Origin of the sequence: Nostoc sp., assembly GCF_036916975.1 — a bacterium.
Taxonomy (GTDB): domain Bacteria; phylum Cyanobacteriota; class Cyanobacteriia; order Cyanobacteriales; family Nostocaceae; genus Nostoc.
This window is the reverse complement of record NZ_JBALFF010000079.1, coordinates 43,614-57,599: the sequence shown is the minus strand read 5'-3', so window position 1 is coordinate 57,599 and position 13,986 is coordinate 43,614. Positions and strand designations below refer to the sequence as shown.

Annotated in this window: 10 protein-coding genes and 2 pseudogenes; 4 read left to right on the top strand and 8 right to left on the bottom strand. The window is 41.9% G+C overall.

Annotated features, from left to right (window positions below):
* Positions 1 to 102: 102 nt before the first annotated feature.
* The gene (gene hrcA, locus V7K73_RS19360) at positions 103 to 1,191 is read right to left on the bottom strand and encodes a heat-inducible transcriptional repressor HrcA (RefSeq protein WP_334882184.1); all 1,089 of its coding nucleotides are present in this window, start codon (positions 1,189 to 1,191) and stop codon (positions 103 to 105) included.
* Positions 1,192 to 1,789: 598 nt separating this feature from the next.
* Positions 1,790 to 2,122, bottom strand: a complete 333-nt coding sequence (locus tag V7K73_RS19355) for a rhodanese-like domain-containing protein (RefSeq protein ID WP_334882183.1) — start codon at positions 2,120 to 2,122, stop codon at positions 1,790 to 1,792.
* A gap of 285 nt (positions 2,123 to 2,407) precedes the next feature.
* Between V7K73_RS19355 and V7K73_RS19350 the strand changes: the two genes are divergently transcribed.
* A complete protein-coding gene (locus V7K73_RS19350) occupies positions 2,408 to 4,102 on the top strand; it encodes a DUF3352 domain-containing protein (RefSeq protein WP_334882182.1) in 1,695 nt (564 codons plus the stop codon).
* Positions 4,103 to 4,160: 58 nt separating this feature from the next.
* On the opposite strand, the gene V7K73_RS19345 is transcribed toward V7K73_RS19350, so the two are convergent.
* Both V7K73_RS19345 and V7K73_RS19340 read right to left on the bottom strand, forming a co-directional pair.
* Entirely contained in the window at positions 4,161 to 5,282 is a 1,122-nt protein-coding gene (locus V7K73_RS19345; RefSeq protein WP_334882181.1) for an NAD(P)/FAD-dependent oxidoreductase, read from the bottom strand.
* A gap of 17 nt (positions 5,283 to 5,299) precedes the next feature.
* A complete protein-coding gene (locus V7K73_RS19340) occupies positions 5,300 to 6,190 on the bottom strand; it encodes an isopenicillin N synthase family dioxygenase (protein WP_334882180.1) in 891 nt (296 codons plus the stop codon).
* 265 nt (positions 6,191 to 6,455) lie between these two features.
* Here V7K73_RS19340 and V7K73_RS19335 point away from each other — a divergent pair, with 265 nt between their 5' ends.
* A complete protein-coding gene (locus tag V7K73_RS19335) occupies positions 6,456 to 7,040 on the top strand; it encodes an Npun_F5749 family FMN-dependent PPOX-type flavoprotein (protein ID WP_334882179.1) in 585 nt (194 codons plus the stop codon).
* Between the two features lie 137 nt (positions 7,041 to 7,177).
* Here the strand turns inward: V7K73_RS19335 and cysE are convergent, their stop codons facing one another.
* Together cysE and V7K73_RS19325 are read right to left on the bottom strand one after the other, a co-directional pair.
* Positions 7,178 to 7,942 (bottom strand): serine O-acetyltransferase, encoded by a 765-nt coding sequence (gene cysE, locus V7K73_RS19330; RefSeq protein WP_334882178.1) that lies wholly within the window; start codon positions 7,940 to 7,942, stop codon positions 7,178 to 7,180.
* A gap of 382 nt (positions 7,943 to 8,324) precedes the next feature.
* Complete coding sequence (locus V7K73_RS19325; RefSeq protein WP_334882177.1) at positions 8,325 to 8,816, bottom strand: hypothetical protein; 492 nt, start codon at positions 8,814 to 8,816, stop codon at positions 8,325 to 8,327.
* A gap of 328 nt (positions 8,817 to 9,144) precedes the next feature.
* On the opposite strand from V7K73_RS19325, the pseudogene V7K73_RS19320 reads away from it, so the two are divergent.
* Positions 9,145 to 9,234: pseudogene (locus tag V7K73_RS19320) on the top strand (ABC transporter ATP-binding protein); the annotation flags it as partial.
* Here V7K73_RS19320 and V7K73_RS19315 read toward each other — a convergent pair.
* Both V7K73_RS19315 and alaS read right to left on the bottom strand, forming a co-directional pair.
* Positions 9,197 to 9,937, bottom strand: a complete 741-nt coding sequence (locus tag V7K73_RS19315; protein ID WP_334882176.1) for a hypothetical protein — start codon at positions 9,935 to 9,937, stop codon at positions 9,197 to 9,199. The pseudogene V7K73_RS19320 and the gene V7K73_RS19315 sit on opposite strands and share 38 nt — an antisense overlap.
* A gap of 570 nt (positions 9,938 to 10,507) precedes the next feature.
* Positions 10,508 to 13,150, bottom strand: coding sequence for an alanine--tRNA ligase (alaS, locus tag V7K73_RS19310; protein WP_334882175.1), 2,643 nt, complete (start codon positions 13,148 to 13,150; stop codon positions 10,508 to 10,510).
* 479 nt (positions 13,151 to 13,629) lie between these two features.
* Between alaS and V7K73_RS19305 the strand changes: the two are divergent.
* A pseudogene (locus V7K73_RS19305) lies at positions 13,630 to 13,824 on the top strand (heavy-metal-associated domain-containing protein); the annotation flags it as partial.
* Between the last annotated feature and the right edge of the window lie 162 nt (positions 13,825 to 13,986).

The following is a 13,986-nucleotide window of genomic DNA, read 5'->3' as shown; positions in this document are numbered from 1 at the left end:
AGAGTTAAAAAGTATTAATTATTGATTTTGCCACTATCAATTCAGGTTATCTACCTGCTATGGTATGGTTCTTTTGTCTAAACCTGTAGCAGGTTGTCTCTGTTAAGGATTGAAATAACTGAAAGATTCTGAGAGATAATCAGCAGCAGATGCTACTACTGCGATCGCACTTTCATAATCTAGACGCGTTGGCCCTAAAACTCCCACACTTCCTACTGGTATTGAACCTCGGCGATAGGTAGAAGAAATCAAGGTGCAGGTGCGTATCGGTTCTAGAAGGTTTTCTGCGCCAATACGAACTGTTACCTTTGACTTACCCACATCCTCAAGCTCTGGTTCTTCAAATATTAATCGCCATAGTTGGTCTTGTTCTTCTTCCAGCAGGTGGATAATTGTTTGTACCTGCTGTAATTGAGAAAATTCTGGCTGGCGCAAAACTTCTGACACACCCCGAACCATAATTTGGGTTGCAGTCGGCGCATGAGTGCGACGAGTCAATTCGGCAACTGAATGTTTCAAAAAATCCCCATAGCGTTGGAATTCTTGATCTAATTCGCTCCAGTTGAGGTTGGCTAATTCCAACAGGCTTCGCCCCCGCAAGTGGGTATTCAAAAAGTTAGAAACAATTTGTAACTCGCGATCGATTACCTCTGAATCTCGTTGTGTTTCCTCTGGTATTGGTGACAAATCCATCAACTTGGAATGTGTCTCATAACTATCGGTAACAACAATTAACATGATCCGTCCCGCTTCAATTTGCACTAATTGCAGATGTCGCAATAGTGCTGTGGTAGTTTGCGGCATAGTAATCAAGCTAATGCAACCACTTAAGGTTGCTAAAATTTGTGCGGCTCCTTGTAGTAGAGTTTCTAAACTCCAATCTTCCCACTGGAGGCGCTTTTGCAATGCCACTTCTACTTCTCGTCCTAAAGTTTCGGAAGGTGTAATTAGCTGGTCAACATAAATGCGATAGCCTGAATCTGAAGGTACACGTCCAGCAGAGGCGTGTGGTTGGTAGAGTAACCCGGACTTTTCTAAAACGCCCATCACATTGCGAATTGTGGCTGAACTTACACCCAGGTCGTACTCCTCGACCAAAGCTTTTGAACCAACAGGCTCTGCCGTAGCAATGTAGTGACGTACCGTTGCCCAAAGTATATGCTGTTGTCGATTTGTTAACTGGACTTCCATAGGGTATGTAATGCTTGGCGGCAAATTTTAATCAATGTCTGGAAAAATTTCTGGATTTGATTGAAAACTAAGAATATTAATAATTTATTAAGATAACAAATTATACTATAATATTGCGATCGTTAATATTAAGGTTTACGGAGATCATTCTTTTAACGGATCTTTACAGCTAAAGCTGAAAGTTTGAATTTAGAACATCCTTTTCTGGTTTATTTTTGCATAATTCTACACTTATAAAAGTATTGTTGTATACGTATTTTTGCGGCGATCGCAGCTAAAATTGGGGTGGAAAAGTTTCGCAAATATTAGCTAGTAAAGAAAGTTACAAGCTTTCCTAGCAAGCGGCTAAATTTATATGTTGCTATTTTCAGCATAGCAAAAGCAAGATGGAAGAATAACTTCCATCTGAGTAATGCACCTAAACACAAGCTAATAGGACTTACGCAAAATGACCAAAAAACGAACCGCAGAGGACGCAGAGAAGCCAGTGCGCCCTTGCGGGTTAAGAGACTTGTCCCTTGCGCGTCTCCCCTTGGGAGAAGCAACTGGCGTGACACAGAGGAATAAGAGTTTGAGAGAGTTTTTGCGTAAGTCCTGGCTAATACTGGGGAATTGAATGGTCTACTAAGACGGAATAAGCATCAATACCACCGGAAATATTTTGCACATTTGTAAAACCTTGAGCAATTAACCACTGGCACATTTGGGCAGAGCGGATGCCATGGTGGCATAATACAAGGGTTTCAGCTTGGGGATTGAAGAGGTTAGGAACTTTATCTCCCCATTCGACAAATTGACTTAAGGGTAGGTTGACAAAGCCCTCAATGCTAGCAATTTCCAATTCTTGTGGTTCGCGTACATCTACTAGCTGAATACTTACATCACCAGAAGAAAGACGTTGTGCCAGTTCTTGTACACTAATCTGGTTCATGGGTTAACTAAAAAATTCCCTATAAACAGTCCTAATCTTATTTATGGTGACAGAAAATCTCTGCCTTTGCATGAGTATCCATTCTGCTACATAAAGTCCAGACAAAGCTAGACATTACTTGACGTTTCAACGGGAGCATGGGAGCAATTATCCCTTAACGTCCAGACACGGTTTAGCCATCCGTGCATATTTTTCGAGATTTTGAGATGCATTTAAATCTCGGCTGATAGATTCTGGTAGGCTTTCTGCTTAAATGGCTGTAAACCGTCTTTTTAAAGGTTTAATGTGAATAGGCAACGCTCATTTATTAGTTTTATCGTAGCTGGTGCGATCGCACTGCTAGTAATTGCGATCGCTAGCTTTTACTGGTTTTTCGCCAAAAGTCCGGCGAACCTAATTGCTTCTACCCGACAGCCTAGTGCAGCCATATTCGTGTCGAAACTTTCCCCAGCAATGGTTTCATTACTGGTGAATCCTGACCGTTTGCAGGCGTTGGAGGGTGAAGGAGAACTATCTAAACTCAAAACCAGTTTATTTGCCAAAAGTGGCATAGATTACAAACAAGACGTTCAACCCTGGTTAGGTGACGAAATTACACTAGCTATCACCACCTTAGATATCGATCGCGACCGAGAAAACGGACAGCAGCTAGGGTATCTATTGGCACTAGCAACCAAGCAACCACAGAAAAGCCGCGAGTTTGTCGAGTTGTTGTTTTCTAAACGAGCCTTAGCTGGAGCAAACTTAGCTGTTGAACAATACAAAGGTGTAAAACTGATTTCTGACAATGAAGTAAGTACAGAAGAGAAAATCCAAAATCCAAAATCCAAAATCCAAAATTATCTAGCTGGTGCTGTTGTCGGCGAAGGCTTCGTATTGTTTGCAAACGATCCGAAAGTGTTGCGAGATGCTATCAATAATGTTCAAGCGCCCGATCTAAATTTGACTAGCTCCCCCGAATATCAAAAAGCGACAAAACAACTTCCTAAAAAGGGTTTAGCTGTAGCTTTCTTGAATCTTCCCATCGTAGCAAAATGGCAAGGTTTAGAATTGCCAGAACAAACCTACGACAGCGAAATTATTTCCCTGGCGTTGAACCCCAAAGGTTTGCTAGCAGAAACCTCTTTTTTAACTTCATCGGAAATTGTTTCCCCATCTTCACCACTATCTAAACCTGTAGGAGCATTGCAATATGTTCCAGCGTCCGCAGGTTTGGCAATTGCTGGCTCAAATTTAAGTAATTTGGCTAACAGTGATTTAGCCAAACTCTGGAGACAAGCAACAGCTACTATATATGGTTCTGAAGAAGATGTGGTTTCTCGGTTAGCAAAACCTTTTACGGATGTTCAAAAAAGCTGGGGTATAAACTTACCAGAGGATATTTTTAGCTGGGTACAAGGAGAATATGCCATAGCATTGTTACCTACGAAAGAGCAAACAATCCCTCATTGGATTTTTGCGGTGGAAAAATCTGAGAGTGTGGATAAAGGTGTTGCTCGATTAGATGCGATCGCCTCATCAAATGGACTCAGCATTAATCCCCTAACTCTGTCTAAGCAAAAAATCTCTGCTTGGACAGAGTTAACTACGGCTACAAAAAAAAGCGATGTTAAAGAGGGAACATCTTTTAGTATTGAAACAAAAGTGCGAGGATTGCATACAACTTTAGGAAATTACGAAATTTTCACATCTGACTTAGAAACGATGGATGAAATTCTCACAACCAAGGATAATTCTTTAATTGACAATCGCAATTTCAAAGATAGTATTGCTGCGATTCCCTTACCAAATCAAGGCTATATATATCTTGATTGGACAAAGAGCCAAAATTTCTTAGAGCGTCAAGTACCGGTTCTCAAGCTAGTAGAAGTTTTAGGGAAACCGTTTTTTAATAATCTGCGATCGCTCACAGTCAGTAGTTATGGAACTGAGGCGCGATCGCTCAAAGGTGGCGTTTTCTTCAAACTCAATAATTCGTGAGATTTTCATAAAAGCTCAAGTGCAGAAGGTTAAAAATTATTTGACATTCTGCACTTTCTTAAATCTCATCTTTATTGCCAGATGCAAAATTAGCAAAACGCTTTGCCAAAGGTGGTATAATTACCAAAGGATTGCTAAAACCAGAAAATAAATGAATGCTCTCAAATCCTGGAATAGTACCAATCAAGGGGAGGCGATCGCTACTAAATGCCACCAAGCAATCATGCCAAGTTCCTAGTAAATTTTCCAAAGCTGGTAAAACTTCACCAACACTTTTTCGCAACCATTCTTCACTCGTCTTTGAGTTTACATTGGCATAAGGATCTGTGAGAACACGGCTAATTTGACCGATGCGAAAGCTACCATCTTGAAACTGAATCGCACCCGCATCTAAAATTGGCGCTACTGGCTCATTACCTGGTTGATTCCACAATTCATCAACTTGAGTAGATTCAGCTTCTAGTTGAAATCGTTGCAGATTAGCTGGCATAACTAAGGTGCGTAACTGCAAATCTACAGGTGGGGTTTCAATAATTTCTGCATGGGTAAAATACAGTTTGACGGGAATACCAGCAGATTTTAGTAGCTGGCGGCTGAGTCCACCCGCACAGATGACAACGTTCGCACTATGGAAAGTTCCAGTAGTTGTTTTTACACCATCTTGCAGTACTTGCAATACTTGGGTAATCTGCATTTCCCCCCCAGCCCGCAGAAAGGCTTTGATGTAGGCTTGTGCTGTTTTTTCTGGGTGAATATGACCGTGTTTGACAGTTAAAGCCCCAGATATCGCCTCTCGATTTAGCAGTGGTTCCAACTCACAAGCTTCTTGGACACTCAGTAAACGAGGTGGAATGGCAAAATGATTATATGATGCAGCCGTTGCTTCTGGGTCATTAGCGGCTGAAATAGTAAGTAATAAATCTAATTCCCGAAATTGGATATCAGCGTCTAACTCTTGAGATAGTATATGGTAACGCGCGATCGCTTCTTCGCACAATACACGAGTTAGTGGTGTAGTACCCGACCAATAAGCAAGTCCACCATAACTATAACGAGTTGCATTCTGTGGTGTTTCATATTGCTCCACCAAAAGTACAGCAAAACCTGTTTTTACTAATTCGTATGCCAGTGCAGCACCCGCAATTCCACCGCCAACCACAATCCAGTCATAGGTTTTCATATTTTACGAATTACGAATTACGAATTACCATAAGTTGCTTGTAAACGACTTAAAAGATATTCTTTTGCCAGGATAGGCGGATAAATAGGCGATTGTTCTTTCTGGCAACTTTGCAGACAAGCTATTTCTGTATGATCATTAGGATGACAGAAAAAAGCGATAGAATAACGGGACTGGTTCAGACTGCGATCGCTCTTAATCGTTACTCGATGCTTAGTTGAGCAAAACATATCATTTGTCCACCGTTGCATCAAATCGCCAGTATTAACTACCACAGTATCAGCGATCGCAGGCGCGGCAATCCAATTTCCAGATGTCGTCTGTACTTCCAACCCGCCCATGTCATCTTGGAAAAGTAAAGTAATACTGCCATAATCGGAATGCTCACCAGCCCGCACCTGTCCGGGTTTGGGTGGTGTCTGCAATGGGGGATAATGGAGTAAGCGCAAGGTATGATTTTGTTGATTGTGTCTTGTGATAAAAAAATCTTCTGGCAATTCCAACGCCAAAGCATAAGCTTGTAACACTGTGTTAGCAAGTTCTGTGCAACTATCATAAAAGGCAAGAATAGAAGCATCTATCCTTATAGCCGCTTGTTTGTTTACATTAAACGCCTCTTTCAAATCGCCTGGTTTGTTGGGATCAAGACGTTCTCTCTCAAGACTGACGTATCCTGTATTATTAAACTCATCACTCCAAGCTTGGTTTTGCTTAACTTCTAAGGGTAAATTGAAGAAAGATTTACTGTAACTGAATACTTGCCTTATTAAGTCTTTTGATATTCCTGCATTCTGTAAATACATGAAGCCAATTTCATGGCAAGCTTGATGGATTTTGATAATAGTTTGCCGATTTATTGTGTTGCCATTGGTAAAGGCAGTTAAATCTATTATTGGAATTGTAACCATTTATTAAATATTATATTATATAGAAAAATTGTGTTTTTGTTTTCTTAAACCTCATCTAAGTTGAGAACCGTAGTTTTTGCCCTCACCCTAAATCCCTCTCCCATATCTGGGAGAGGGACTTTGAAATTCTGGCTCCCCGAATCCCAGATTTTGGGGATAGGTTGGGGGATGAGGGCAAATCCTTTTCATCACCGAAGAACTACAGGTTTCAAGATAGAAGCGGTTTAACAGTAGTATACTCAATACTTAGGTACGGAACTTTATAATGACTCTTGCTCCTTGGCGAAGTGCGATCGCTCATGCACTCGATGGAAACCGCAGCCTTGTTTATGCCCGTTACCTCCAACTAGCAACAGTACAGGCAAACGGTCGCCCCGCTAATCGTACCCTAGTCTTTCGCGGTTTTTTGGAAGATACAAACCAGCTAAAATTTATTACAGATACTCGTAGCGCTAAAGCCGACCAGATACAGCAACAACCTTGGGCAGAAGTTTGCTGGTACTTTCCCAATACACGCGAACAATTCCGCATCTCTGGCTGTTTGACTCTCGTCAGCAGTGATGATTCTCACCAGGATTTACAGCCAGCCCGCATTACCATTTGGCAAGAACTCAGTGATGCTGCACGTTTACAGTTTGCTTGGCCCCATCCTGGTAAACCTAGAGTTGAAAACCCAGAAGATTTTGCACCAGCAGCACCCGACCCAATGCAGCCATTGCCTAATTTTTGCCTACTGCTACTCGACCCAGTGCAACTAGACCACTTAGAATTACGCGGTGAACCACAAAATAGAAGGTTTTATCGCCGCGATGAGAATCAAGAATGGTTTTGTGAAGAAATTAACCCTTAATTTTTTGAAAAGCGAGTGGGGGCAGGGGGCAGGGGGATGAGGAAGAAAGCTAGGTAAACTTCCGCCACAGGATAACTCCTAACTCCAAACTCCAAACTCCAAACTCCTCACTCCTAACTCCTAACTCCTAACTTAATTTAAATACCCGCACCATCTAGAAACTGCTGTATTGACTTATCTTTAAGACTACACACAGGAGCATTTTGTGAAAAATCCGCTTGGTTAAAAGCTACACAACCTACCAATACAGGAGTTTTTTCAGAAGACTTGGTGCGCCCAAAAGTTTGTATTTGTTCTTCCAGCGCCTCAATCCGGTCTACTAAAGCACGAATCACTTCGGCTTCCGAATCTGGTAAATTATTGTGTTCAAGAGGTGCAACCCGGACTCCAGAACGATATATAATACGCCCAGGTATACCCACTACTGTACAGTCAGAAGGAACATCCCTTAAAACAACAGACCCAGCGCCAATACGGACATTATTTCCAACTTGGATATTGCCCAGCACCTTCGCTCCAGCTCCAAGTACGACATTTTCACCCACAGTGGGATGGCGCTTGCCACATTCTTTACCAGTACCTCCAAGGGTGACACCTTGATAAATTAGGGCATAGTCTCCCACGATCGCAGTTTCACCAATTACCACACCCATCCCGTGGTCAATAAACACACTTTTTCCAATTACTGCACCAGGGTGGATTTCAATTCCAGTCAAAAACCGAGCCAAGTGAGAAATCAGACGGGGAATAAAGGGAAGACCAACAGTATACAGCCAGTGAGCCAGCCTATGGAATAGCAAGGCTTGCAAACCAGGGTAACAAAATAAAACTTCCAACCAGTTACGAGCAGCTGGGTCACGTTCAAATATGATATGAAAGTCAGCACGCAGTATAGATAGCACGAGATAGCACCCTCGGAAAGCACAACAAGCTACTCTCCCATATTATCCTCTCAGACGTTATACCTCAAAATTGGGAATTGGGCGTTGGGCAAAACAGTGGTGAGTTAGGAGTTGGAAGTTGGAAGTTGGAAGTTGGAAGTTGGAAGTTAGGAGTTAGGAGTTTGGAGTTAGGAGTTAGGAGTTTGGAGTTAGGAGTTTGGAGTTAGGAGTTAGGAGTTTGGAGTTTGGAGTTAGGAGTTTGGAGTTTGGAGTTTGGAGTTAGGAGTTTGGAGTTAGGAGTTTGGAGTTAGGAGTTTGGAGTTAGGAGTTTGGAGTTAGGAGTTTGGAGTTTGGAGTTAGGAGTTTGGAGTTTTTACTCTTCCCCTGCCCTCTGCTCCCCACTTCACTGCTGCTCTACTTTCAGAGTGTAATCGCGCTTGACCCCAGGATTAAATGTACCTACCCAAATCCTATAGGTGCCACTTTTCCAGTTGCGATCGCTAACGCTAGCATCTTTACTTTTACCAGTATCATCGCCGCAACGAATCGTAGTTTGGTCTGGCCCTTGGATCAGTAAAGTGGTATCGTTGCCGTTGCTATCAACTTGTATTGTCATCTGGGGAAAGTCCTTTTTCAAAACCATAATATGATCTGGATTGGGATCGGCAAAACCGATACAGGCTTTTTGATCGCGATCACGGTTACTTATGGCAGACAATGAGTAAGAACCACCTGTAAACCCCTGCACTATTCCTTGTGCTAAATCGGAGTTGTTTGACAGGGTGAAAGTACCAAAATTTGCTGTCTGTGCTATTACAGGTGTAGCTGTGATGGCGGTAAATATAGCCAACAACCAGCCACTGCTAAACTTAAGTCGGGGGCGACAGTATTTCATAGTAGCCCTCCAACAGGCTGTTACATTAGTAATGATATATACATATTCTAATGAAAAAATTACAGTGAAATTTCAGTTGCTTGTGCCACATTCAAATGTGCCACAATAATAGACTATATGTGATGTATCTACAATTCGAGAATTGGGTTAAAGAAACTGCATCAATTTACGCATTCACGCATTCAAACATTTTAGACATTTTTAGACGGGGATTTAAACCCCGACTCAAACTTATGCTACGTATAGACGTAGTGGCTCGTAGTTGCGCTTTAGCGCTAAAGCGCAACTACGAGCCAAATACAGAGATTTTACTTTTCGTTACATTACTTATTACGCTATGCAAAAAGGTGGCATTGTCGCCTCCGATTTTACAGCCGAACTCAGCCAAGATGTGATTCAACGCTTTTTAGCTGTTTGATTTTTGATATTTCTATATCAACTGTGTCGGAAGCAATCAAATCTGCGGCTTCTTGTAAAAGCTCATGTTGTTCTTTTTGAATTACTTCTAATCGATAAGATATTTCTGCTAATCTTTGTTGCTTACTTGGTTGAAAATTTTCAGGTAACAAAGCTGGCAGATTATCAATTGTTTTAGTAGCTGTCATTCGTTGAACAGCAAAACTCCCAACTTTAGTTAAGGATAGAAAGCTAACTTTAATTAAAGCCTGAAACAATTTTAACGGAACTTGCAGTATTGACCAACTAGCTGTTTCTATCAAGCGGACAATTGTTTTGATGATGCTCCAGATGAGAGCGATCGCAAACAGCAAAATCACTATACTAATAATTGGATGATTAGCGGCCCAACCGAGTATTTGAACTAACCTAAAAAATATCGGGTGTTGTGTCAGCCAATCACTTACAGAAGATGTCATCGCATCTTTAACTGCGCCTGATGTTGTACTTTTAAATTTTTCAGCAGATTGCCAAGTTTCCTCTAAACTTGTTGTAACTGTATCAATTGCTTTATCAGTCGTTGTAGTTGCTGTTGCTTTCAAAGACTCCTCAACTTGTTGTGCTGAGTTACTTAAAGAGTTAAGATTTTCACCGACAAAATTTTTCATATTTTGTAAGCGTTGCAAAACTCCGTTAGCTAAATGTATGTCTATTTGGGAAGCCATAAAATATTTCACCGAGGTTGAAATCTAACCCGCAACCCATCTTTAGGGCGATTAGTGGTAACCACAACTACCTCTATTTGGTTGGGTAATATCTCCTAATGATAACTACGTAGAAGATGAGCAACAATAATCTTCATAACCTAAAATTTAGGGTGTGTTAGCCGAAGCCGTAACCATTGGTGTCAACTGAAGCTAGAAATAGTAAAACTTTCGGCTTGACTCACCCGCCTGGAACTAAAGTTCTTTGGCTAATAGCTAAAGTCTACTAAAGTAGACTAATACCATTTCTTTGTGAGGCTGCGCTAAATTTTATTGACTTCTTATTTGTTTCTTTCTTTGTGTCCTTTGCGACCTTTGCGGTTCGTTCCTCATATATGGCGCATCTTCATACAGAATTGGTATAAAGATTTTTTGGATTATTTAGTCATCTTTAGATGACTTTAGCTATAAGAGAAGGAACTTCAGTTCCTTGTGGGACATGAGTTTTGCGTTAAGTTGACACGGATGAGGCGTAACGCATCAATTCGCTTGGTGCGCTACACTTGTCTCTCTCGTTGAAGCAGAAGATAGTTAACCCAACGCGGACTTTAACTCACTTTCGGCTTGTTCCAAGGCTTCTGGTAATTTACTCGCATCCCGTCCGCCTGCTTGGGCTAAGTTCGGTCTTCCACCGCCACCGCCACCGCAAATTTTAGCGATCGCACCTACAAATTTACCAGCTTGCAAACCTTTTTTGTTCACTTCTGCACTAAAAGCTGCAACTATACTAACTTTCCCTTCTTCGGGAACAGAACCTAGCACCACTGCACCGTTACCGATTTTTTGCAGTAAGCGTTCGGCTGCGGTTTTCAAAGATTCTGGATCAACATCTTCTAATTGAGCGACAATAATTTTAGAATCGCCTACAGTTTCGGCTGTTTGCAGCAAGCTGTCAGATTTTGCGATCGCTAACTGTCCTTTCAAGGTTTCCAATTCTTTTTGGCTATTTCTCAGTTCGCTTTGCAGACTTGTGATTCTCTCTGGTACTTCTTCGGGTTTCACTTTAAAGCGATCGCTCAAATCTTTAACTACTTTATCCCGCAGATTGAGATAATCTAGTATTGCAGGCCCTGAAACAGCTTCAATCCGCCGCACCCCAGAAGCCACGCCAGCTTCAGAAATAATTTTAAATACGCCAATTTCAGCCGTATTACTCACATGAGTCCCACCGCATAGTTCCATTGATACGCTAGGAAAGTCAATTACACGCACTTCCTCGCCGTATTTTTCGCCGAACATAGCAACAGCACCCCTAGCTTTTGCCTCGGCTAAAGGTAATACTTCTATCTTCGCTGCATGTGCTTCGGCAATCCAAGTGTTCACCTGTTCTTCAATTTGTTGCACTTCTTCTGCTGTCAACGCGCGGGGACAGTTGAAGTCAAAGCGCAACCTGTCAAATGACACTAAAGAACCAGCTTGAGATATGCTATCGTCAACAATTTTTTTCAAAGCCGCTTGCAACAGGTGCGTTGCGGTATGGTTAGCTTGGGCGCGACGGCGACAAGCCGGATCAATTTGGGCTGTAACATTATCGCCTACGCGTAGTGTACCACGTTCAATGCGTCCGAAGTGAACAAAGAAATCAGATTCTTTCTTCACATCTTCCACCCGAACTACAATACCATCACCAGAGATATAACCGCGATCGCCAATTTGTCCCCCAGATTCAGCATAAAATGGCGTTTTGTCAAGAACAATTTGCACTTCTGTTCCCGCTTCTGCTTCCTCTTGAGAAACACGTTCTACTAATATCGCTTCGACTTTCGCCGTCGTTGCAGGTTGGGTATAGCCTAAAAATTCGGTGACTTGGATGTGTTCTGCTAATTTGTCGAGGGAACCTTGTACAGTTAAATCGATGCTTTGATATGCGCCTCTACTTCCTTCTTGTTGGATTTCCATTTCCTTCTGGAATCCATCAACATCAACCGTCAGGTTATTTTCCTCAGCAATTTCTTGAGTAAGTTCAAGGGGGAAACCGTGCGTATCGTAAAGAGTAAATGCACTTTCACCGCTAATTTGAGTTTCCCCTCGCTGTTTCACCTCTTGGATAATTTCTTCTAGGAGTTTTTCGCCTCTATCCAGAGTTCTGAGGAAATTCGATTCTTCCCGTTCCAACTCAGCTTTAATTGCTGCTTCCCGTTGGCGCACATTGGGGTAAGCTGATTCAGAAAGAGCGATCGCAGTTTCGGCAACTTGGGTAGTAAATTCTCCAGAAATCCCAATTAATCGCCCATGACGTACCACCCGCCGAATTAACCGCCGCAGCACATAACCCCGTCCCACGTTGGAAGCGCGAATTTCATCAGCAATCATGTGGACAACAGAACGAACGTGATCGCCAATAACTTTTAAGGAAACTTTGGTTTTTTCATCACTTTTGTGGTAATCAATGCCAGCAATTTCGGCTGCTGTTTGAATAATTGGGAAAATCAGGTCAGTTTCGTAGTTATTGGGGACTTTTTGGAGAATTTGCGCCATTCTCTCCAAACCCATGCCGGTGTCGATGTTCTTGTTTTGCAGTGGCGTTAAATTGCCGGAAGCATCCCGGTTATATTGCATGAACACCAGGTTGTAAAACTCGATGAACCGGGAATCATCTTCTAAATCTATATTTTCGTCACCGCGTTCTGGGTGGAAGTCGTAATAAATTTCTGAACAAGGGCCACAAGGGCCAGTAGGCCCAGATACCCAAAAGTTATCGTCTTCGCCCAAGCGTTTAATTCTCGCTACCGGCACACCGATTTGATCGCGCCAAATTCCAAAGGCTTCATCATCATCTTCAAAAACGCTGACGACAAGATTTTCAGGGGAAAAGCCAAAGACTTGTGTAGAGATTTCCCAACCCCAAGCGATCGCTTGTTCTTTAAAATAATCACCAAAGCTGAAATTACCCAGCATCTCAAAAAACGTGTGATGCCGTTTAGTGCGTCCGACATTTTCGATATCGTTGGTACGGATACACTTTTGCGAAGTTGTAGCCCGTTTAAATTCTGGTGTGCGCTGCCCCAAGAATATCGGCTTAAATGGTAGCATCCCCGCGATCGTCAGCAGCACGGTTGGGTCTTCTGGCACGAGGGAGGCACTTGGGAGAATTTGGTGATTCCGTTGGGCAAAGAAGTCGAGAAATATGTTGCGAATTTCGTTACCGCTTAGGGACTGGGGATTTGAAGACATAGGTATTTTTAACTTTAGACTTTAGACTTGGGCGTAGCGGCACTAGTGCATCAGGGGGGAAATAAGCCACCCCTTCGGGTATCTCCTTCAAAAACGCTACGCGAACGCAGTCGCTCATGGGGGAAACCCCCTGTTCCCGCGCTGTCTCACCATTTTAAATGTCTGAAACCCTCGCAAACAGGTAATTACGAATTACGAATTACGAATTACGAATTACGAATTACGAATTACGAATTATGCATAGCGGCACTAGGTAAGTGTATTTTCATAAATAGCTTTATATATTCTTGCATTTTGTTTCATATTACTGCCAGCCAATTGTGCCAATCGGTGAGCAAAATGCAGTGATTAGGACACTTTTACAACATAACCCGACTCTAGCAGGATGTGCCGCAGCTACACCCGTGGTAAATAGCGCATTTTAATCTTAAAAATTAATCTTTAAGAAATACTTTAAAAATCCTATACCAGGGTAGTAAATGCAACTAAAACTGAAAGTATCAAATATTGCTTGTGAGGGATGTACAGAAATAATTACTAAATCCATCCCCGTTATGGAATCTAAAGCGAAGGTGGATATCGATGTTAATGCTAAAATTACGGTAGAATCCGCAGTTTCTGAAGAGTCGATCAAACAGGTAATTGTTACTGCTGGTTATGGTCTTGAGGGTTATAGCTTTTCGGTAACTTTTGCCGTCTATTTGATTCACGTTTTTTTGCAATTCAATCTCTACCTTGATACTTAATAAAAGCCTATTTTTTAAATAAAAATGCTTAATCTCTGTTTGGTTAATAACATTTTTCATTGAATTTAAAAGTTTTGGCTTTTATCAATA

What these genes read in the sequence shown, in the direction of transcription:
- V7K73_RS19325 (WP_334882177.1), bottom strand. Translation starts at nt 8,816, where the DNA reads ATGAAATACTGTCGCCCCCGACTTAAGTTTAGCAGTGGCTGGTTGTTG.
- V7K73_RS19340 (WP_334882180.1), bottom strand. Translation starts at nt 6,190, where the DNA reads ATGGTTACAATTCCAATAATAGATTTAACTGCCTTTACCAATGGCAAC.
- V7K73_RS19335 (WP_334882179.1), top strand. Translation starts at nt 6,456, where the DNA reads ATGACTCTTGCTCCTTGGCGAAGTGCGATCGCTCATGCACTCGATGGA.
- V7K73_RS19355 (WP_334882183.1), bottom strand. Translation starts at nt 2,122, where the DNA reads ATGAACCAGATTAGTGTACAAGAACTGGCACAACGTCTTTCTTCTGGT.
- alaS (WP_334882175.1), bottom strand. Translation starts at nt 13,150, where the DNA reads ATGTCTTCAAATCCCCAGTCCCTAAGCGGTAACGAAATTCGCAACATA.
- hrcA (WP_334882184.1), bottom strand. Translation starts at nt 1,191, where the DNA reads ATGGAAGTCCAGTTAACAAATCGACAACAGCATATACTTTGGGCAACG.
- V7K73_RS19315 (WP_334882176.1), bottom strand. Translation starts at nt 9,937, where the DNA reads ATGGCTTCCCAAATAGACATACATTTAGCTAACGGAGTTTTGCAACGC.
- V7K73_RS19345 (WP_334882181.1), bottom strand. Translation starts at nt 5,282, where the DNA reads ATGAAAACCTATGACTGGATTGTGGTTGGCGGTGGAATTGCGGGTGCT.